The sequence below is a fragment of the Arenibacterium sp. CAU 1754 genome (genome assembly GCF_054482635.1).
The window spans coordinates 265,769-282,553 of record NZ_JBTLRG010000002.1; the positions used below are offsets into that span (position 1 = coordinate 265,769).

Annotated in this window: 21 protein-coding genes; 3 read left to right on the forward strand and 18 right to left on the reverse strand. The window is 59.9% G+C overall.

Annotation, left to right across the window (positions count from 1 at the left end):
- Positions 1–35 precede the first annotated feature (35 nt).
- The 9 genes from ACXYMO_RS07890 to hmgA all read right to left on the reverse strand — a co-directional run bounded on the left by ACXYMO_RS07890 (position 36) and on the right by hmgA (position 8,339).
- On the reverse strand, positions 36–728 hold the full coding sequence (locus ACXYMO_RS07890) for a glutamine amidotransferase-related protein (RefSeq protein ID WP_458878146.1): 693 nt from the start codon (positions 726–728) through the stop codon (positions 36–38).
- 162 nt (positions 729–890) lie between these two features.
- A complete protein-coding gene (locus ACXYMO_RS07895; RefSeq protein WP_458878147.1) occupies positions 891–1,661 on the reverse strand; it encodes a cyclase family protein in 771 nt (256 codons plus the stop codon).
- A 344-nt stretch (positions 1,662–2,005) separates the two neighbouring features.
- The gene (maiA, locus tag ACXYMO_RS07900) at positions 2,006–2,641 is read right to left on the reverse strand and encodes a maleylacetoacetate isomerase (RefSeq protein WP_458878148.1); all 636 of its coding nucleotides are present in this window, start codon (positions 2,639–2,641) and stop codon (positions 2,006–2,008) included.
- Positions 2,634–2,831: a DUF2783 domain-containing protein gene (locus tag ACXYMO_RS07905; RefSeq protein ID WP_458878149.1), complete on the reverse strand. Its 198-nt coding sequence runs from the start codon at positions 2,829–2,831 to the stop codon at positions 2,634–2,636. Before ACXYMO_RS07905 ends, maiA begins: the two co-directional genes overlap by 8 nt.
- Positions 2,828–4,444 carry an FAD-dependent oxidoreductase gene (locus ACXYMO_RS07910; RefSeq protein ID WP_458878150.1) on the reverse strand — a complete coding sequence of 539 codons (1,617 nt, stop codon included), beginning with the start codon at positions 4,442–4,444 and terminating at the stop codon, positions 2,828–2,830. The genes ACXYMO_RS07905 and ACXYMO_RS07910 overlap by 4 nt, the downstream gene beginning before the upstream one ends.
- A 24-nt stretch (positions 4,445–4,468) precedes the next feature.
- On the reverse strand, positions 4,469–5,419 hold the full coding sequence (locus ACXYMO_RS07915) for an MBL fold metallo-hydrolase (RefSeq protein WP_458878151.1): 951 nt from the start codon (positions 5,417–5,419) through the stop codon (positions 4,469–4,471).
- 82 nt (positions 5,420–5,501) lie between these two features.
- Entirely contained in the window at positions 5,502–6,758 is a 1,257-nt protein-coding gene (fahA, locus tag ACXYMO_RS07920; RefSeq protein ID WP_458878152.1) for a fumarylacetoacetase, read from the reverse strand.
- 43 nt (positions 6,759–6,801) lie between these two features.
- Positions 6,802–6,981: a hypothetical protein gene (locus ACXYMO_RS07925; protein ID WP_458878153.1), complete on the reverse strand. Its 180-nt coding sequence runs from the start codon at positions 6,979–6,981 to the stop codon at positions 6,802–6,804.
- Positions 6,978–8,339, reverse strand: a complete 1,362-nt coding sequence (gene hmgA / locus ACXYMO_RS07930; RefSeq protein WP_458878154.1) for a homogentisate 1,2-dioxygenase — start codon at positions 8,337–8,339, stop codon at positions 6,978–6,980. Before hmgA ends, ACXYMO_RS07925 begins: the two co-directional genes overlap by 4 nt.
- A 73-nt stretch (positions 8,340–8,412) precedes the next feature.
- Here hmgA and ACXYMO_RS07935 point away from each other — a divergent pair, with 73 nt between their 5' ends.
- Entirely contained in the window at positions 8,413–8,865 is a 453-nt protein-coding gene (locus ACXYMO_RS07935; RefSeq protein ID WP_458878155.1) for a MarR family winged helix-turn-helix transcriptional regulator, read from the forward strand.
- Positions 8,866–8,928: 63 nt separating this feature from the next.
- On the opposite strand, the gene ACXYMO_RS07940 is transcribed toward ACXYMO_RS07935, so the two are convergent.
- Positions 8,929–9,738 carry a division plane positioning ATPase MipZ gene (locus tag ACXYMO_RS07940; RefSeq protein WP_458878156.1) on the reverse strand — a complete coding sequence of 270 codons (810 nt, stop codon included), beginning with the start codon at positions 9,736–9,738 and terminating at the stop codon, positions 8,929–8,931.
- Between the two features lie 532 nt (positions 9,739–10,270).
- Between ACXYMO_RS07940 and ACXYMO_RS07945 the strand changes: the two genes are divergently transcribed.
- A complete protein-coding gene (locus ACXYMO_RS07945) occupies positions 10,271–11,080 on the forward strand; it encodes a hypothetical protein (protein WP_458878158.1) in 810 nt (269 codons plus the stop codon).
- Positions 11,081–11,224: 144 nt separating this feature from the next.
- Here ACXYMO_RS07945 and rpmE read toward each other — a convergent pair whose 3' ends face one another.
- Positions 11,225–11,446 (reverse strand): 50S ribosomal protein L31, encoded by a 222-nt coding sequence (rpmE, locus tag ACXYMO_RS07950; protein ID WP_458878159.1) that lies wholly within the window; start codon positions 11,444–11,446, stop codon positions 11,225–11,227.
- An 11-nt stretch (positions 11,447–11,457) separates the two neighbouring features.
- A complete protein-coding gene (rplS, locus tag ACXYMO_RS07955; protein WP_458878160.1) occupies positions 11,458–11,841 on the reverse strand; it encodes a 50S ribosomal protein L19 in 384 nt (127 codons plus the stop codon).
- A gap of 355 nt (positions 11,842–12,196) precedes the next feature.
- Here rplS and ACXYMO_RS07960 point away from each other — a divergent pair, with 355 nt between their 5' ends.
- A complete protein-coding gene (locus ACXYMO_RS07960) occupies positions 12,197–12,628 on the forward strand; it encodes a hypothetical protein (protein ID WP_458878161.1) in 432 nt (143 codons plus the stop codon).
- A gap of 552 nt (positions 12,629–13,180) precedes the next feature.
- Here the strand turns inward: ACXYMO_RS07960 and trmD are convergent.
- From trmD to ACXYMO_RS07990, 6 genes are all read right to left on the reverse strand, one after another.
- Positions 13,181–13,999, reverse strand: coding sequence for a tRNA (guanosine(37)-N1)-methyltransferase TrmD (gene trmD, locus ACXYMO_RS07965; RefSeq protein WP_458878162.1), 819 nt, complete (start codon positions 13,997–13,999; stop codon positions 13,181–13,183).
- Positions 13,999–14,505, reverse strand: coding sequence for a ribosome maturation factor RimM (gene rimM, locus ACXYMO_RS07970; RefSeq protein ID WP_458878163.1), 507 nt, complete (start codon positions 14,503–14,505; stop codon positions 13,999–14,001). Before rimM ends, trmD begins: the two co-directional genes overlap by 1 nt.
- A 259-nt stretch (positions 14,506–14,764) precedes the next feature.
- Positions 14,765–15,184: a 30S ribosomal protein S16 gene (gene rpsP, locus ACXYMO_RS07975; protein WP_458878164.1), complete on the reverse strand. Its 420-nt coding sequence runs from the start codon at positions 15,182–15,184 to the stop codon at positions 14,765–14,767.
- Positions 15,185–15,224: 40 nt separating this feature from the next.
- Complete coding sequence (locus ACXYMO_RS07980; RefSeq protein WP_458878165.1) at positions 15,225–15,521, reverse strand: chorismate mutase; 297 nt, start codon at positions 15,519–15,521, stop codon at positions 15,225–15,227.
- A complete protein-coding gene (locus ACXYMO_RS07985) occupies positions 15,514–16,116 on the reverse strand; it encodes a GNAT family N-acetyltransferase (RefSeq protein ID WP_458878166.1) in 603 nt (200 codons plus the stop codon). The genes ACXYMO_RS07980 and ACXYMO_RS07985 overlap by 8 nt, the downstream gene beginning before the upstream one ends.
- Positions 16,113–16,652, reverse strand: coding sequence for a GNAT family N-acetyltransferase (locus tag ACXYMO_RS07990; protein WP_458878167.1), 540 nt, complete (start codon positions 16,650–16,652; stop codon positions 16,113–16,115). Before ACXYMO_RS07990 ends, ACXYMO_RS07985 begins: the two co-directional genes overlap by 4 nt.
- Positions 16,653–16,785 lie beyond the last annotated feature (133 nt).

The window sequence follows — 16,785 nt, forward strand, 5'->3', positions numbered from 1 at the left end:
GTGCCTCCCTCGGCGGCGCCGATATTCATTGCCTGTCAGGGCGCAGTTCCCAGGAACCTGTCGAGAAACCCGTAAAACCAATCCGCCTGCGCCGCATCGTGGCGATACATCAGGGTGTTCTGTTCCTCGATGCTTTGCACGCCGGGTTTGCCGTAAGCGGCATGCGGCCAGCGTTGCCAGCGCCGAAAGCCTTCGATGGTTTGTTCCGGGTGAAACTGGAACCCGAACACGGTCTCGCCAACCTGAAATGCCTGTTGTTCGAACAGATCGCTTTCGGCCAGATGGATCGCCCCCGCAGGCAGATCGTAAGTATGGTAGTGCGCCTGAGTGAAATGCAGCGGGGCGGGCAGGAATTTGCGCCCCTGTGGTGTCGGGCGCACCTCGTAATAGCCAAACTCGTGCATGCCGTGATCGGGCGCACCGACCCGTGCGCCCATGTGGTGCGCAATCATCTGCGCCCCCTGGCACAGGCCGAGCACCGGTATGCCGGCGCGCATCGCCGCATCGATCCAGCGATATTCGTCCACCAGAAACGGATGCAGACCGGTGTCATAGGCGTTGTAACCGCCGCCATAAACCACCGTGGCAATGATATCGTCCTCGATGCCGCCGAGGGTGTCACCGGCAAAGGGGCGGCGAATATCCGGCGTCAGGCCCCGCTGAATTATATGTGAAACAACCCGGTCATCATCCGGGCCGGGGTTGTGGCGGACCAGCAAGACACGCATGATAAATCGCCCTGTTCAAAGGTTGCTGTTGCGTGGCCCTTGGAACTTGATCCGTGCCAGAGATGCATGCTCAGCGTTCCAAATTTCGCGTCACCGGGCAAGGGGCAAACGCAAAATGCGCCGCCCGGTCGGGGACGGCGCACTCCATTTGCGTCGTGTCGTTCAGTAGAGCGCGACGGGATTGATGATCATCTGGACCGTGCCGCGAATCCGAGCCTGACCCAGAACGAACATGAACTCGTTCACGCCATCACGCAGGACCGGTCCGGTGTTCATGGTTTCCAGGATGTAGATGCCGTTTTCCTTCAGCAGCACCACGTGGCCATAGAACGCGCCATCGCCCTCGGCTGGCGGAACGGGTTCGATCCCCCAGGTATCCGCGCCTACCGCCATCACGTTCAGCGACGCCAGATAGCGCGATCCGTTGACGTTGATGCCCGGCTCACCCGATACCCAGGCGGTCGGGTCGCTTTCCAGCATGTTTTCTGTCCAGCCGGTGTGGAACAGAACCACATCGCCTTCGCGGATTTCAACGCCCTGCGCCTCGGCGGCGGCCTTGATCTCGGCCTCGCCAAAGTGTTCACCAGCGGCCAGAACGTCCTTGCCGAAATGCTTGGCCATATCCAGGATCACGCCGCGCGCAACCAGCGGCGGAATGTCGTGAACACCCAGCTTAGTCAGACCGGTGATGGCGCTGATCTCTTTCTCGTCCAGACAGTTATAGTAATACCCTTTTTCACCCAGGTGCCCCAGACCATCGATCTGGCTTCCGATGCCAACCCAGGTTTGCAGGATGTCGTCGTTGTAGTTGCCGGGATAGCCGAACTGCGTCAGTTTCTGGCCGCCCTGCTGGTTGGGCTGTACCACCTGCAGGTTCAGCGACCGCGGCGCAAAGGCCGGTGTCTTGTCATCAATAACGATCCCGAGAGGCATGGATTTGCCCTGTTTGATGAGGCTTGCTGCGGCAAGAGTCCGCTCAGGCGACAACATGTTGGCAGAGCCAATCGTATCGTCCGCCCCCCACTTCGACTCAGTGCAATCTTGTGCTACAGCGATTGAGGCAGACAGGCCGATGGCGCAAGCCATGCTTGCTAAGTATTTGGTTTTCAATGTGATTTCCTCCCAGATATCGGGGAGAGCCTTGCGGAATATAATTCCGCAAAGCCTCCCGCACAGGAAATAAATACATCAAAAACCGCTTGGGCAGGATAACCAAAACGTTGGGGTTGCCTCGACTCGGCAAATCAGCTTACCGCGGCATCAACTTCGCGTTGGATCTACTGCGGGGTGTGGTTGTCGGGATGCGCGGCGGCAAAGGCAGGATGATCGGCGCAGGCCTGTGCGACTGCGGTTACACGGGGTAGGTCGTCGGTCTGTGTCTCCCATCGCGCGGCATTGTAAAGCTGCGGCATCAGGCAAATGTCGGCCAGACCGGGCGTGTCGCCCGCACAGAACGGGGCCTGTTCAAAGTCACCCAGCAGCTTTTCGAATGCCACCATGCCCGGACGGATGAACCGTTGCATCCATTGCTGGCGCACCTCTTCGCGGCCCGACACCTCGACCGCATAGGCCGCGACCGAGACGTTGCACACCGGGTGAATGTCCACCGCAATGGAATGGGCCAGCGCCTGTACCTTGGCGCGCCGGGCCGGGTCCGCGGGCAACAGGCCCAGGTCGCGGGTGTTATCCAGATAATCCAGAATGGCCAGCGACTGGGTCAGGTGCAGACCGTCAATGTCCAGAACCGGCACCAACCCCTGCGGGTTGCGGGCCATGTGCTCGGGCGTCTTGTGCTCTTTTCTGGTCAGGTCGACGGCAATCGCCTTGTAATTGATCCCTGCAAGGTTCAGCGCGATGCGCAGCCGGTAGCTGGCGGACGAGCGCCAGAAATCATAGAGCACCACGTCACTCATCGCTGTATCCCCGTGCGGTTGTCAGGATGTCGGTCAGCGCTTCAAGGTCGCCGATGCGATTGGCCATCATCAACACCAGCCGCGCGTTGAGCGCATGGCTGTCGGTCTCGGACAGGCCGGTATGGGCATCCATTAAGGCGTTATAGAAGTCATCCTGTTGCGGGCTGAGGCGGTCGGGGGCAATGCTCATGTCTGGGTCTCCGATGTCGCGCCCATGGCACGGGCCTTGGCGTCGCTTACGTCTTGTTCCGTCGGGGCGGTAAAGGTTGCACACACATGCCCGTCCGGGCGGAACAGATAAGCCCGTTCGCTGCCATACCGGCGCATGGCGTGGCCATTCTGGGCGGTGAAACAGGGGTAGTCGGCCCGCTGGTTCACGCCGATCCGCCGGATGTCAGGCAGATCGGGCAAGGTTACATCGCCAAATCCGACCAATGTGAACGCGCCCTGCACATGCTCGATCAGCCAGGTGTCGCCTGTGTCACTGCTCAGCGGCGCATCCACAAGGGCCGTTCCCGGTGCAATCGGCGCCGCGCCGGGGGTTTGCAGGGCCATACCCTCCAGCGAACAGGGTCGCGACAGGCGCCCCGAATTCAACAGCTTTTGCGCAAAGGGCTGATCATGCGCCAGCCGCAACGCTTCGGCCCGGAACAGGGCCTCGATCGGGGTCTTGGGCGTCATGAAATTGGTCGCACGCGACGAATTCAGGATGTTCTCATCCGCGCCATGGCCCCGTTCTTCGTCATAGGTCTGCAACATGGGTCCGGGGGCTGTGCCGTTCAGAACGGCGACGAGTTTCCAGCCCAGGTTGTCTACATCCTGAATGCCGCCATTGCCGCCGCGCGCGCCAAAGGGACTGACCACGTGGGCGCTATCCCCGGCGAAAATCACCCGGCCGTGCACGAACTGATCCAGACGGATACAGCGGAATTTGTAAACGCTCATCCAGTCCAACCGGAAAGGTTTGTTCCCCACAATCGCCTGAATGCGCGGCGTGACCTTTTCCTCGGTCGCCTCAGCCTTGCCATCGGCATCCACATCCAATTGCAGGTCGATCCGATAGATGTTGTCCGGCTGCATGTGCAACAGCGCCGATTTGCCCGGATGAAACGGCGGATCGAACCAGAACCACCGCTCGGGCACCCCATCGGGGCCAAAGGGGCTGTCCTCCATTTCGATGTCGGCGATCAGGAATTGCTCCTGAAAGGTCTGGCCGGTAAAATCCAGTCCCATCCGCTCGCGCGTGGGCGAACCGGCCCCGTCACAGGCGATGTAATACTCGGCCTCAAGTTTGTAAAAACCGTCAGGTGTGTCGATTTTCAGCTCGACAAAATCACCGAAATCCGTGTGGTCGACGACTTTGTTCTTGAACCGTAAATCGATCAGGTCGGGGAAGTCCCGGGCGCGTTCGACCAGGTATTCCTCGACGTAATATTGCTGCAGGTTGATGAAGGCGGGGTATTTGTGCCCGTCTTCTGGCAGCAGGTCAAAGTTATAGACCTCGTCCTCGCCATGAAACTGACGGCCAACCTTCCAGGTCACGCCCTTGTCCAGCATTCGTTCGCCCACGCCCAGACGGTCGAATATCTCAAGCGTGCGCTTGGACCAACAGATCGCGCGGCTGCCCACGGACACCACGTTGTTGTCATCCAATACGACCGACGGCACCCCGCGCAAAGCCAGATCAATGGCCAGCGCCAGGCCGATCGGTCCGGCCCCCACGATGGCAACCCGGTGGCGCGGCTCGGCCTCGGTCAGGCCCGGCGGGGCCACGTAGGGAAACGGAACATAATCGTAGGCCATTGGATTTCCTCCCTCGTTTAAGGCTCAGTCCTGAAGCTGCTCCCACATGTCCAGATCGCGCTGGGCGGTCCAGATGCGGGGCGTGTCGATGCCGCGGGCTTCGTCATAGGCGCGGGCAACGTTGAAGGGCAGGCAATGTTCATAGATCGCATAATCGGCGAATTTGGGATCGCATTCCTCGCGCACGGCATCCCATGCCTCTTTCAGCGTGCCGTTGCGCGCCGCCACGCGCGCGGCGGGGCGATAGGTGCTGGCCACGAAATCGCGGGTGTTTTCGATGGCGGCATTGACCATGTCCTTGCCGACCAGCGCGTCCCCGCGACCGGGCGCGATGGCGTCCACGTCGAAGGATTTGATATTGTCGAGCGTATCGCCCCAATCGGCGAAATGCCCGTCGCCGCAATAACAGGCGCTGTGATATTCCACGATATCACCCGTGAACATCACGTTCTGATCCGGCACGTGAATCACGATATCCCCGGCGGTGTGCGCGCGCCCGATCTGCATCAGGTTGACCTGACGGTTGCCCAGATAGACTGTCATCGATCCGTCAAACGTGGTCGTCGGATAGGTCAGGCCCGGAATGCTTTCGTGGCCTTCGAACAGGCGGGGAAAGCGTTGGAATTCGCTGTCCCAATCCTCTTGCCCGCGTTCGACCACCATGGCGCGGGCATCGCCCGACATCAAGATTTGCTGGGCGCCAAAGGCCGACGCACCAAGGACGCGCACCGCGTGGTAATGGGTCAGCGCGACATGGGTGATCGGCTTGTCGGTGACTTCGCGGACCTTTTCGATCACCTTGTTGGCCAGGCGCGGGGTGGCCTGGGCCTCGACGATCATGACGCTGTCGTCGCCGATGATGACGCCGCTGTTGGGGTCGCCCTCGGCGGTAAAGGCCCAGAGACCTTCGCCCACTTCGGTAAAGCTGATTTCCTTTTCGCTCATGTCCCCTTGGGATGCGAATGCCTTGGCCATTGTTGGTCTTCCTTGTCTGACGTCTGGTGCCCATTGCCGGTGACGGGAGCCTCCGGCGGGAGTTTATTTGGCAAGATGAAGTTTAGCGTCTGTACGGATCTTCGAGCGCGGGCAGGAGCGTGCCGGTGCAATCCCCGAACCCGATGGTGTAGCCATCACCCTTGGCCGCGCCGCGCAGGGAAAGCGTGTCGCCATCCTCGAGGAAGGTTCGGGTGTCACCGGTGTCGAGCGTGATCGGTTCCTTGCCGCCCCAGCTGAGTTCGAGAAGCGAGCCGCGTTCGTGTTTTTCCGCCCCCGAGATCGTGCCCGAGCCGAGCAGGTCGCCGACGTTCATCGGGCTGCCGGCGGTGGTGTGATGGGCCAGTTGCTGGGCCGAGGAATAATACATCTCGCGGTAATTGGTGCGCGCGATGGTGGTGGCGGGTTTTCCCTGGGGCGCGAGGGTGATTTCGAGGTCGATGTCATAGAGCATCGGGCCACAATCCTTGAGGTGGTCGAGCAGTTCGAATTCGCGTTCGGGCGTATCGGTGCGGAAAGGATCAAGCGCGGCCTTGGTCACGATCCAGGGCGAGATGCTGGTCGCGGTGGCCTTGGCCTGAAACGGGCCCAGGGGCTGGTACTCCCACGCCTGAATGTCGCGCGCGGACCAATCGTTGAGCAGGACGTAACCGAAGATGTTGTTGTCGGCCTCCTGCACCGTGATCGGTCCGTCGCTTTCGACGCCGACGATGGCGCCCATTTCCAGTTCCAGATCGAACCGGCGGCAGGGCAGGAAGGCGGGTTTGTCATGATCGGGTGACTTCAGCTGACCCCAGGGGCGGCGGATATCGGTGCCGCTGACATAGACCGAGGAGGCGCGCCCGTTATAGCCGATCGGCATGTGGAGCCAGTTGGGGGGCAGCGCGTTTTCGGGGCCGCGGAACATCGTGCCGACATTGGTGGCATGGTGTCGACCGGCGTAGAAATCGGTGTATTCGGAGACCACGAAAGGCATGTGCATCGTTGCATCCGCCATGGGCACCAGCAGCGGTTCCACCTTGTCGCGGTCGGGCGATCCTTCGGACAGCAGGGCGGTCAGACGCGCACGCAGGGCGGCCCAGACGGCGGGGCCCTGTTCCATCAGGTCGTTCCAGAAGGGCACATCGAACAGCGGATCATCCGCCAGGTCGATCAGCCCCTGTTCTTCGGCCGCCTGAATATCGAGAATCCTGTCGCCAATGGCCACGCCACAGCGCGGTTCCTCATCGCCGACCGAAAAAACGCCGTAAGGCAAGTTGTTGAGCGGAAATTCCGTGTCGGGGCTGTTCGCGCTGGCGACCCAGCTTTTCAATAGAGGCATGTGGCGTCCCTGTATTTGGCCGTCATTGGTGGCGTCATGGTTCTTAGTCGTTGTCTGGAGCGCCCGGTATGTCGCTGCCGGAAATGGAAGCAGAATTCCGGCGTCTTTTCATATGCGCGGGGTGGTCGTCCTTCGTGCGTTGCACCGCGCGCCAGAGGAGCCAGATCACGCCCCCTGCGACACCGGCAAGCACGGGCAAAGTCATCTCGCCGAACCAGTTCATTTCTTGCCCGGTGTCCCGTCGAATTTCTTTTCGATATCGGCCCAGCAGTCGATGTAATCGTCCTGGAGCGGCGCCTCGTTCGCGGCAAAACCGGTGAGGTGCTGGGGAAAGCGGGTTTCGAACATGAAGGACATGGTGTTGTCGAGCTTTTCGGGTTTCAGATCGGCATTCGATGCGCCCTCGAACGCGTTCTTGTCGGGCCCGTGGGGCAGCATCATGTTGTGGAGCGACATGCCGCCGGGGATGAACCCCTGCGGTTTGGCGTCATACTGGCCGTAAATATTGCCCATCAGTTCGGACATGATGTTCTTGTGATACCACGGCGGGCGGAACGTATCCTCGGCCACCATCCAGCGTTCGCGGAACAGGACAAAGTCGATATTCGCAGTGCCTGGCACGCCACTGGCGGCCGTCAGAACGGTAAAGATGGACGGGTCGGGATGGTCGAACAGGATCGACCCGACAGGGCAATAGGTGCGCAGGTCATATTTCACGGGCGCGTAGTTGCCGTGCCATGCCACCACGTCGAGCGGGCTGTGGCCGATGTGGGTTTCGTGGAACTGGCCGCACCATTTGATGATCACGGTCGATGGTGTTTCGCGGTCTTCATAGGCCGCCACCGGGGTTTTGAAATCGCGCCGGTTGGCCATGCAGTTGGCCCCGATCGGCCCGCGCCCAGGCAGTTCGAATTTCTGGCCGTAGTTTTCGCAGACAAAGCCGCGCGCGGGCCCTTCGAGAACTTCGACCCGGTAAAGCAATCCGCGCGGGATGATGGCGATTTCCTTGGGCTCAAGGTCGATGATCCCCAGTTCGGTGGCAAAGCGCAGCCGCCCTTCCTGCGGGACGATCAGCAATTCGCTGTCGGCGGAATAGAAATAGCTGTCGACCATCGATTCGGTGACCAGATAGATATGGCTGGCCATGCCAACCTGGGTGTTCACATCCCCGGCCGTGGTCATCGTGCGCATGCCGGTCAGCCAGGTCAGCGGCTGATCGGAATGGGGCACCGGATCCCATCGGTATTGGCCTAGGCTGATCACATCGGGGTCCACATGCGGGGCCGATTTCCAATAGGGCAGGTCGATCTTTTCATAGCGGTGCGAATGTTTGACCGACGGGCGAATGCGATAACACCAGGTGCGTTCGTTCTGGTGGCTGGGCGCGGTAAAGGCCGTGCCGCTGAGCTGTTCGCCGTAAAGGCCATAGTTGCACTTCTGCGGGCTGTTCATGCCCTGGGGCAGGGCGCCGGGCAAAGCCTCGGTTTCGAAATCATTCCCAAATCCGGGCATATAACCTTCGGTCGTGCCCGTCGGACTTGCGGCTTGCACCATCTTGTGCGGATCGCTGGGGCGGTTCATGGCTCACTCCTTCGAAATCTGCTTGCAGCCCTAATAGTTGTTTTTGTAACTAACAACAAGAAAGGGGACGCAAATGGAGCATAAAGATGAATTTGATTTGCGGGAATTCCTGCCCTACCTGCTGAATCAGGCCGCAGAGGAAAGCAGCCTTGCCTTTCAGCAGGTGTACAAGGGCCGCTATGGTATGTTGCGCAGTGAATGGCGGGTGCTGTTTCACTTGGGGATTTTCGGCCGTCTCACCGCGACCGAGATTGGGCAACGTGCGAAAATTCACAAGACCAAGGTCAGCCGCGCGGTGCAAAAGCTGGCGGACCGTCGTTTCATTGAACGCAGACGGGATGCGCGCGACCGCCGGGTCGAGCATCTGGAACTGACCCCGGCGGGGCGGGCGGCCTATCAGGATCTGAGAGAGGTCGCGCAGGAGTACGACAGCAAACTGACGTCTGTGTTCGACCGGAACGAAGTCGCAAAACTGCGCGCGATGTTGCAGTCCCTGTCGGGGACAAGCGGGTCCGACCGTCCGTGACGTGACCCGCAACGCCCCTGGTCCCTTATCGTTCAGGCGGTTTGCGGGTTTGGCGGACGGGGATCAGAAGGTGATGTCGACACCGGGCAATTTCAGTGCCTTCATCATGTCGCGCAATTCCTGCCGCGCGGCAACGTTCGAGATGTTGAGCTGTTTGACGCCAACGTCCTTGAGGTCCAGCAAGGTCAGGCCACGTGGGAACAGTTCGCGGAAAATCACCCGCTCGCTGAATCCGGGCGCGACGCGGAATCCGATGCGATCGGCCAGCATCTTGACCGCGCGTTCCATCTTTTCCTTGTTGACCATGCGCTGGGTGCCCACACGGTTGCGGATCACCACCCAGTCGATCGGCTTGAGCCCCGCCTGCGCGCGCAGCTGGCGCGCGTTCCAGACCATTTCGGAATAGACCGAAGGACCGAGGATCTTCTCGCCCTTGGAATCGATATGGGCCAGCAGGTCAAAATCGATGAAACTGTCGTTCAGCGGCGTGATCAGCGTATCGGCGAGCGAATGCGCGACCTGGCTGAGGCGGGTGTGCGACCCGGGGCAGTCGATCAGGATGAAATCGCTGTCCGGCTCAAGCTGGGCCACGGCAGCCGACAGGCGGTGGTCATAGATGTTTTCACCCGGGCGCAGCGATGCCGGGTCAATTTCGGGCAGGTCGTGGCAATCGGGGCTGGGCAGGTCCAGCCCGGCCTTGGCCAGAAACGCCTTACGGTTTTCGACATAGCGGCCCATGGTGCGCTGGCGCAGGTCGAGATCCAGGGCGCTGACCTTGTGGCCCAGTCGCGCCAGTGCGGTGGCCACGTGCATCGAGACCGTCGATTTGCCGGCCCCACCCTTTTCGTTTCCGACGACGATAATATGCGCCATGCCCGTTCCTTCTACTGCTGTTCATGCGCAGCATTGTGATTTTGGCCACTATATGTTGTGGGACTTACGTTGGGAAGCGGTTCTGCGCCCAATTTCCCCATATGGTGAGTGGAAGTTGCACCTCAAACCAATTTGCCGTGGGTTTTTCCCCTGAATCCTAAAAGAAAGGCGCCGGGATCAGGGTCATTGGACTTTGCTCATGGTCGCGCGAGTCATGAAATTGTCCCCGCCAAGGATTACCTCGCGAATCCTTACGATGCTGGCAGTGAAAACTGGCGCCACTTCTTTCTACGGCGTCAACAAGACTGCCGACCTAGATCATGTGCAAACAAAGATCAGGCTGGTACGTCATGGCTTTGCACAGTCATAAGGATCATGAAAAAGTCCTTGATTTTAATACTTTATTGGGTTTCGGGCCCACCTTTTTTGGCCAACTTTAGGCGTTTCATCATTAAAAATGGATTGAATGGGGCCACCCCGCCCGACCGGCAAAGTTTCGCATAAGGGTAGCAGTTCAATAAAATTTCAATTGATGGATGTGCGCTGGGCATGCAGTTTGAAATGGCAAGTATTTTTCAAAGCCGGTTTGGCGCCGATATTTTCAGTCGCCAGTTTATCTGCGCGGCGCCGCCGACTGCAAAGGAGTTTGAACATGACGACTCGCCGTAGACTCAATTTTTTTGCTCTGCTTTCTGTGTGGCTCTTGTTGTCGGCTTGTCCGCCTATTGAGGAGGTCGAAGATTGTTTTGGCGAGTGCTGTGTGGCTGGTCTGTGCCAGACAGGAATGACATGTGGTACGGGTGGAATTTGTGAATCCTTTGCCGGTTCGTGCCAGTGCTCGGCATACGGTACGGCAGTCGACGATTGGGGAACCGCCACAACCATGTCAGCTATGCAAAGTAGCGTGACAACGGGCGCAGGAATTGGGTCAATAAGCATTCCAATCGATCGCTTCTTTACCGTGGCCCTGCCGAAGACGGCTGCAAGCTGCGGTGCCGACAGCACGCTGGCGCGGCTGCCTGTCAAAGGTAAGATCACCGTCGACTACAAGCGAGATCGCAGTGGCCGGATCGCGTTCCGTATCATAGGCTCCGATCTGGTTTCCGAGGGTGCGGACCTGCCTTGTCTCGGGGCGACCGGGCCACTCTCTATCGAACTCGACGCTTTTGACGGACGTGCCAACCCCAAGCGAATGATGGTGGATGGCAAAGCGCGCGGCAAGGTGATGGCGAAGCAACTCGGTCAGACCTATCCGTTCAGCTTCGACTTTGAGGCGCAGTTGAACCCCGCAACCGGTCGTCCGCAGGCCTTCTATTCGAACCTCAAGTCGACCATGCAATAATCTGTTTGCGATTGGCGATTGGCTGCATGTTTCGGGTACTTCGCCCGTTTCGCTGGGTCACCATCATTGGCAACTGGCCTATGCCAAGAAAAAACGCCGCAGCAGATGCTACGGCGTTTGATCTTGGACGTCCGTTGGCTGGGATCAGAAGCCCAGACCTTCGTATTTCTTCTTGAACTTCGACACGCGGCCACCGGTGTCCATCAGGCGTGTGCCGCCACCGGTCCATGCGGGGTGTACCGTCGGGTCGATATCCAGCGACAGCTGGTCGCCTTCCTTGCCCCAGGTCGATTTCATCTGCAGGATCGTACCGTCGGTCATTTTGACGTCGATCATGTGGTATTCGGGATGGATGTCTTTTTTCATCTGTTCGGTCCTTACGCCTTGGCGTTCGCCAGGGGTTTATACGTTGTGTCCTCGGCGATACGTGCCGATTTACCGCGACGCGAGCGCAGGTAATACAGCTTGGCACGACGCACGCGGCCACGGCGGACAACGGTGATGCTTTCGATGTTGGTCGAATGCAGGGGGAACACACGTTCCACGCCTTCACCGAACGAAATCTTGCGAACCGTGAACGCACCGGCGATGCCGCTGCCGCCTTTGCGGGCGATGCAGACGCCTTCGTAGTTCTGAACACGGGTACGGGACCCTTCGGTCACCTTATAGCCGACGCGAATGGTGTCGCCGGCTTTGAAGTCGGGGATCTCTTTCCCCAGGGCGGAGATCTGTTCCGCCTCGATCTGTGCGATCAGGTCCATCTGATCATCTCCTAAACTGCTCGTGGTTTTTCCACGAAGATTTGCGCGTCCTCAGAGCTCTTGGTCTTCATCGGGTCCGCGTGCCACGCCCGCCAGAGATCAGGTCGTCATTCCTTGGGTCATCTGCATTTCGCCGATGCGGGATGCTGTCGAAGAAGGCCAGCCACATGCCTTGGCAAAAAACAAAAAGGCCCAGAGCCGAATAATCGATTCCAAGCTGCGCGGTGTATAGGGCTCTATAGAGATCGGTTCAACCCTCAAGATGCCCGGCAAAGGCCGAATGAGGGTGGGTTTACATACTGCCTCTTGAATGTATATCGATTTGTGAAATGCAATTTTTACGAGAGGTGCGCAAATGCGTGGATTGGTGATTGGTATGGCAATGGCAGGTATCCTGACGGGATGTATGAACACAACGTCTGGCGATGTGCAGACAGCCGCGCCCAAAGCGTCATCAGCGACGTCCTCCAGCAAATCGGCCAGCACCTCGGGCGCGGACGAAATTGAAGCCGCATGGGCAAACCGCGAGGCCGTGACGTATAACGGTCATCCTTTCGAGGTGGCAAAAAACCCGAACCGACCGATCGCCTACGTGCAGGCAAAGGGCAAGAATTTCAGCTATACGCCGAAAGATGTCGAAGCGATTGCGCGCAACAAAACGGGTTGCAAAGGCAAGCTGCAGCCGGGCGTTTTGGCTTTCGTCGGTGGATATAACGAGAATGTCGATCTGAAAATCGTCTCCTACAAGAACAAGCCTTTCCGTTGGTCAGTTAACCTCACATGCTGATGCGGCGTTTGCGGGGTGGTGTGACCCTTGCGGCCGCACTTGTGTTGACGGCCTGTGCCGAGGCCCCAACGCCAAAAGCCAGTGCCGCACAGGCGGTTTCCGAAGTTGCCGCACGTGAAAACAGGTTCACTGACTACCCCAAGGCCGGGCAGACCTACCTGTCTTTCAACCGTGCGCACGGATTTCAGGTCACCTATCTGGCGAACGGTGGAAAATCATGGCTATGGTATCCGGGAAACACCTCGGTTGTTCCCGAAGAATGGAAGGTGGACACCGTAGCGGGGCAAAGGGCCATATGTTGGCGGCACCCGGCAAACAGCTATAACCCGGTGACAAGGAAATCGGGCGGTGCGTTTGCCTGCCAATCGCTGAGCCTGTCTCAGAAAGGTATCGTCGCCAGTTTGAACGGGAACCCTTTCAACCTGGGGCCGGGTTCAGTTCCTTACAGGCTTGACCGATGCAATGCACCAGAGGCGTTCGTCTTCGACCGGAACAGGTTTGCTTGCAGATAAGCTGAATACGCGGTGCAGAAATCTGCGAAAGGCAGGGTGACTAGGTCTCGCTACCCTTGCTTTTGCGGCAATACGCCTCCCAAAGATCAGGCCGCCTTTTTCGTGTGATCTCTTCGGATTGTTCCCGCCGCCACTGGGCGATCTTGCCATGATGGCCGGACATCAGAACATCCGGAATTGCATGGCCCTTCCATTCGGCGGGCCGGGTGTATTGCGGATGCTCCAGCAGGCCCGAAGAAAAGCTTTCTTCTTCGGTCGAGGCGGCGTTGCCCAGAACGTTCGGCAACAGGCGCACGGTGGCGTCGATCAGCGCCTGCGCCGCGATTTCGCCGCCGGTCATCACGAAATCACCCAGGCTGACCTCCTGAATTCCGTAATGTTCCAAAACGCGTTCATCGACGCCTTCGAACCGGCCACAGAGCAGGGTCACGCCGTCCGCACGTGCGAGGTTCTGCATCAGCGATTGGGTCATCGGCCTGCCACGCGGCGACAGATAGATCAGGGGCCAGTTGCCGCTGGTATTTGTCTGCGCGGCTTCGATCGACTCGCCCAGAACATCGGGGCGCAGGACCATGCCCGCTCCGCCGCCAGCGGGCGTGTCATCGACATTGCGGTGCTTGCCGACGCCAAACCGGCGCAGGTCGATGGTTTCAAGCTGCCACAGCCCGTCCTGCAGGGCCTTGCCGGTCAGGCTTTCGCCCAGAACACCGGGAAAGGCCGACGGGAACAGGGTGATGACCTTGGCCTTCCACGCCCCGTGCAAATCGGGGGTGGGGGTGATCAACTCACGCGGTTTCAGCGTGGGGCGAATGGTTTTGCGTCCCAGCGACCGGGGTTTCTTTTCGCCCTCATCGCCCATCAGTCGAACAGGCCTTCGGGCGGGTCCGCCACGATCTTGCCTGCGGCCAGATCGACCGTCGGGACGTTTTCCATCGTGAACGGCAGCAGAACGGTTTCCGAGGTGCCTGCGGGGCGCACCTCCAACAGGTCGCCGGCGCCGTGGTTCTGGACCGAAACAACCTCGCCCAGAACCGCGCCGCCGGTGTCGGACACGGTCAGTCCGATCAGATCGGCGTGATAGTATTCGTCATCGGGAAGCGACGGCAGCCGGTCGCGCGGCGCAAACAGACGCGTGCCGCGCAGGGCGTCAGCCTGTTCCTTGGTCTCCACACCGCTCAGCCGGGCGGCAAAGCCGTTCTTGATGCTGGCGGTCAGGATGATGGTGAAACTCTTGCTGCCGTCCTCGGTCACGAGGGGCGAATAGGTTTCGATGTCTTCGGGAGTGGCGCAAAAACTTTTGATGCGGGCCTCGCCCCGCACGCCAAAGGCGCCGCCAATGGCCCCGACACAAACCAGATCACTCATTTGGTATATCCGATCCCACGCAAACCCCCGCGTGCCAGTTTCCGTCTGCGGCGGCACACAGGCCCCGCGCGCGGCTTTTTTCATAAACGATGCCGGTCGCAAAGGCGATCATGACAAATACTGCCAATCGGATCAGGCGAAACATGTGCCCCCGCACGGTGACGAAGTCGTGGTTGACGCCCGCCACCAGGGGCGGCGGATGTCAAAGCCGGGCGGCGCAGAACAGATGCGGCCGCCCGAAGCCGGTCGTGAGACCGACTTATTCTTCTGCCGCTGCTTCTTCCGCAGGGGCCTCTTCGGCTGCAGGCTCTTCCGCGGGTGCGGCGGCTGCTTCTGCGGCTGCGGCTGCCTTGGCGGCTTTTTCTTCTGCGCGTTCCTGGGCTTTCTTGCCCGGGGTGCCCCTGTTGGGGTTGCTGCGCTCGGTCTTTTCTTTCACGCCGGCCGCTTCAAGCATGCGGGCGATCCGGTCGGTCGGCTGTGCGCCTTCACCCAGCCAGTACTGGACGCGCTCGACGTTCATTTTCACGCGCTCTTCGCTGTCTTTGGGCAGCAGCGGGTTATAGGTGCCCAGTTTCTCGATGAAACGGCCGTCGCGGGGCATGCGGCTGTCGGCCGCGACGATGCGATAGAAGGGGCGTTTCTTGCTGCCGCCGCGGGCGAGACGAATTTTCATAGCCATGGTGTTTTCTCCTTAGATGGCGTGAACAGACAGGGGCCTGTTATCTCTGGTGTTTCTTGTGGTGCTGAATGACTTCAGCGATGATGAAGTTCAGAAAGTTCTTGGCAAATTCCGGGTCCAGATCGGCCTTGCTTGCCAAGTCTTCAAGCCGCGCGATCTGGGCCGCTTCGCGGCTTGGATCGGACGGGGGAAGGTCGTGTTCGGCTTTGAGTTTCCCCACAGCCTGTGTGTGTTTGAACCGCTCGCCCAGCGTGTAGACAAGGATGGCATCAAGCCGGTCAATGCTGGCGCGGTGTTCCTTCAGCAGCTCGGCGGCGCGGGTTACGGCATCAGTCAATGGCCCAGCCTTTCGGTTTGAACATCGGATCAGCATAGTGGCTGATTTCCATTTCGATCCCATGCGCCAGCTGGGTACCGTTCAGCTGGGCGGGCGAGGGATGGCGATAGACGGAATCATTACCGTCGATGGTCGCGGCATCGGTATCCTTTTTCGCGCCCAGGCGTTCGGCCAGGCGGATGCTGTCGAGGTTCTTGGGGTCGATATAGCTGACGGCGGTGTCCCATCCGTGGGCATAATAATGGGTGCGCACGGCGTGTGTCGCCTCAAGCGCATAACCGTGCCCACCCTTGTCCGGCCAGATGATCCAGGCGATCTCGCGCTCGGGCCATTTTGCAGGCTGCCAACCGCCAGCCATGCCATAGGTTTCGTCGGTGGCCTTGTCGTGGATCATCCACATGCCAAAGCCGCGGATTTCCCAATGACCGATTTCAGCGGCGTAGAGCATCCATGCCTCATAGGCGTTCAGCGGGCCGCCCATGAAACGTGACCTGTAGGAACTGAATGTCGCGCGGAAATCCGGATAATCCTCAGGCTCGGGGCCGCGCAGGACAAGGCGTTTGGTTTCCAAAACGGGGATGTCGAGATGGCTCATGCGTAGGCCTCCAGTCCGCCTTCGGCCAGATCGGCGGGGGCAGGGTGGCGATAGACGATCAATGCGCCGTGGCGCTCATGATCGAACATGCCGTCGCGACAAGCCCCCATGCGTTCTGCGACAGCGGCCGAGGCGGTGTTGGCGGGTTTGACGAGGCTGATGGCAGTGTTCCAGCCCAGCACGTCATAGGCATAGGTGCGCGCGGCCAGCGCGGCCTCGGTCGCGTATCCCTTGCCTTCGTACCCGTCGAACAGGTCCCAGCCGATTTCGGGTTCGGGCCAGCCGTGCGGAGCGAAGAGGCCCACGAGACCAACACAGGACGGGCCATCGGTCACATCGACGATCCAGCGGCCGAACCCGGCCAGCGTCCAGTGCCCGATTTCCATTGCCAGCATGCGCCAGCTGCCTTCTTTGGTCAGCGGGCCGCCGACGAATTTCGACCGGTCGGACGCGTAGAATGCGGCGAAGGTTTCAAAATCCTCGGTCCCGGGGGCGCGCAGAGTGAGCCGCGCGGTATGAAGCGTTGGAATTTGCATCAGGCCGCCGCAATCCAGATGCCGCGCTGCCGCGCGATTTCAACTCTGCCAGGGGCGCGGCGATACGCAGCTGACCCCTGCGGTGCGGGCTGCACCTGCGGGAGCCTCCGGCGGGAGTTTATCTGGCAAGATG

What these genes read in the sequence shown, in the direction of transcription:
- ACXYMO_RS07890 (WP_458878146.1), bottom strand. Translation starts at nt 728, where the DNA reads ATGCGTGTCTTGCTGGTCCGCCACAACCCCGGCCCGGATGATGACCGG.
- ACXYMO_RS07895 (WP_458878147.1), bottom strand. Translation starts at nt 1,661, where the DNA reads ATGCCTCTCGGGATCGTTATTGATGACAAGACACCGGCCTTTGCGCCG.
- maiA (WP_458878148.1), bottom strand. Translation starts at nt 2,641, where the DNA reads ATGAGTGACGTGGTGCTCTATGATTTCTGGCGCTCGTCCGCCAGCTAC.
- ACXYMO_RS07905 (WP_458878149.1), bottom strand. Translation starts at nt 2,831, where the DNA reads ATGAGCATTGCCCCCGACCGCCTCAGCCCGCAACAGGATGACTTCTAT.
- ACXYMO_RS07910 (WP_458878150.1), bottom strand. Translation starts at nt 4,444, where the DNA reads ATGGCCTACGATTATGTTCCGTTTCCCTACGTGGCCCCGCCGGGCCTG.
- ACXYMO_RS07915 (WP_458878151.1), bottom strand. Translation starts at nt 5,419, where the DNA reads ATGGCCAAGGCATTCGCATCCCAAGGGGACATGAGCGAAAAGGAAATC.
- fahA (WP_458878152.1), bottom strand. Translation starts at nt 6,758, where the DNA reads ATGCCTCTATTGAAAAGCTGGGTCGCCAGCGCGAACAGCCCCGACACG.
- ACXYMO_RS07925 (WP_458878153.1), bottom strand. Translation starts at nt 6,981, where the DNA reads ATGAACTGGTTCGGCGAGATGACTTTGCCCGTGCTTGCCGGTGTCGCA.
- hmgA (WP_458878154.1), bottom strand. Translation starts at nt 8,339, where the DNA reads ATGAACCGCCCCAGCGATCCGCACAAGATGGTGCAAGCCGCAAGTCCG.
- ACXYMO_RS07935 (WP_458878155.1), top strand. Translation starts at nt 8,413, where the DNA reads ATGGAGCATAAAGATGAATTTGATTTGCGGGAATTCCTGCCCTACCTG.
- ACXYMO_RS07940 (WP_458878156.1), bottom strand. Translation starts at nt 9,738, where the DNA reads ATGGCGCATATTATCGTCGTCGGAAACGAAAAGGGTGGGGCCGGCAAA.
- ACXYMO_RS07945 (WP_458878158.1), top strand. Translation starts at nt 10,271, where the DNA reads ATGGATGTGCGCTGGGCATGCAGTTTGAAATGGCAAGTATTTTTCAAA.
- rpmE (WP_458878159.1), bottom strand. Translation starts at nt 11,446, where the DNA reads ATGAAAAAAGACATCCATCCCGAATACCACATGATCGACGTCAAAATG.
- rplS (WP_458878160.1), bottom strand. Translation starts at nt 11,841, where the DNA reads ATGGACCTGATCGCACAGATCGAGGCGGAACAGATCTCCGCCCTGGGG.
- ACXYMO_RS07960 (WP_458878161.1), top strand. Translation starts at nt 12,197, where the DNA reads ATGCGTGGATTGGTGATTGGTATGGCAATGGCAGGTATCCTGACGGGA.
- trmD (WP_458878162.1), bottom strand. Translation starts at nt 13,999, where the DNA reads ATGGGCGATGAGGGCGAAAAGAAACCCCGGTCGCTGGGACGCAAAACC.
- rimM (WP_458878163.1), bottom strand. Translation starts at nt 14,505, where the DNA reads ATGAGTGATCTGGTTTGTGTCGGGGCCATTGGCGGCGCCTTTGGCGTG.
- rpsP (WP_458878164.1), bottom strand. Translation starts at nt 15,184, where the DNA reads ATGGCTATGAAAATTCGTCTCGCCCGCGGCGGCAGCAAGAAACGCCCC.
- ACXYMO_RS07985 (WP_458878166.1), bottom strand. Translation starts at nt 16,116, where the DNA reads ATGAGCCATCTCGACATCCCCGTTTTGGAAACCAAACGCCTTGTCCTG.
- ACXYMO_RS07990 (WP_458878167.1), bottom strand. Translation starts at nt 16,652, where the DNA reads ATGCAAATTCCAACGCTTCATACCGCGCGGCTCACTCTGCGCGCCCCC.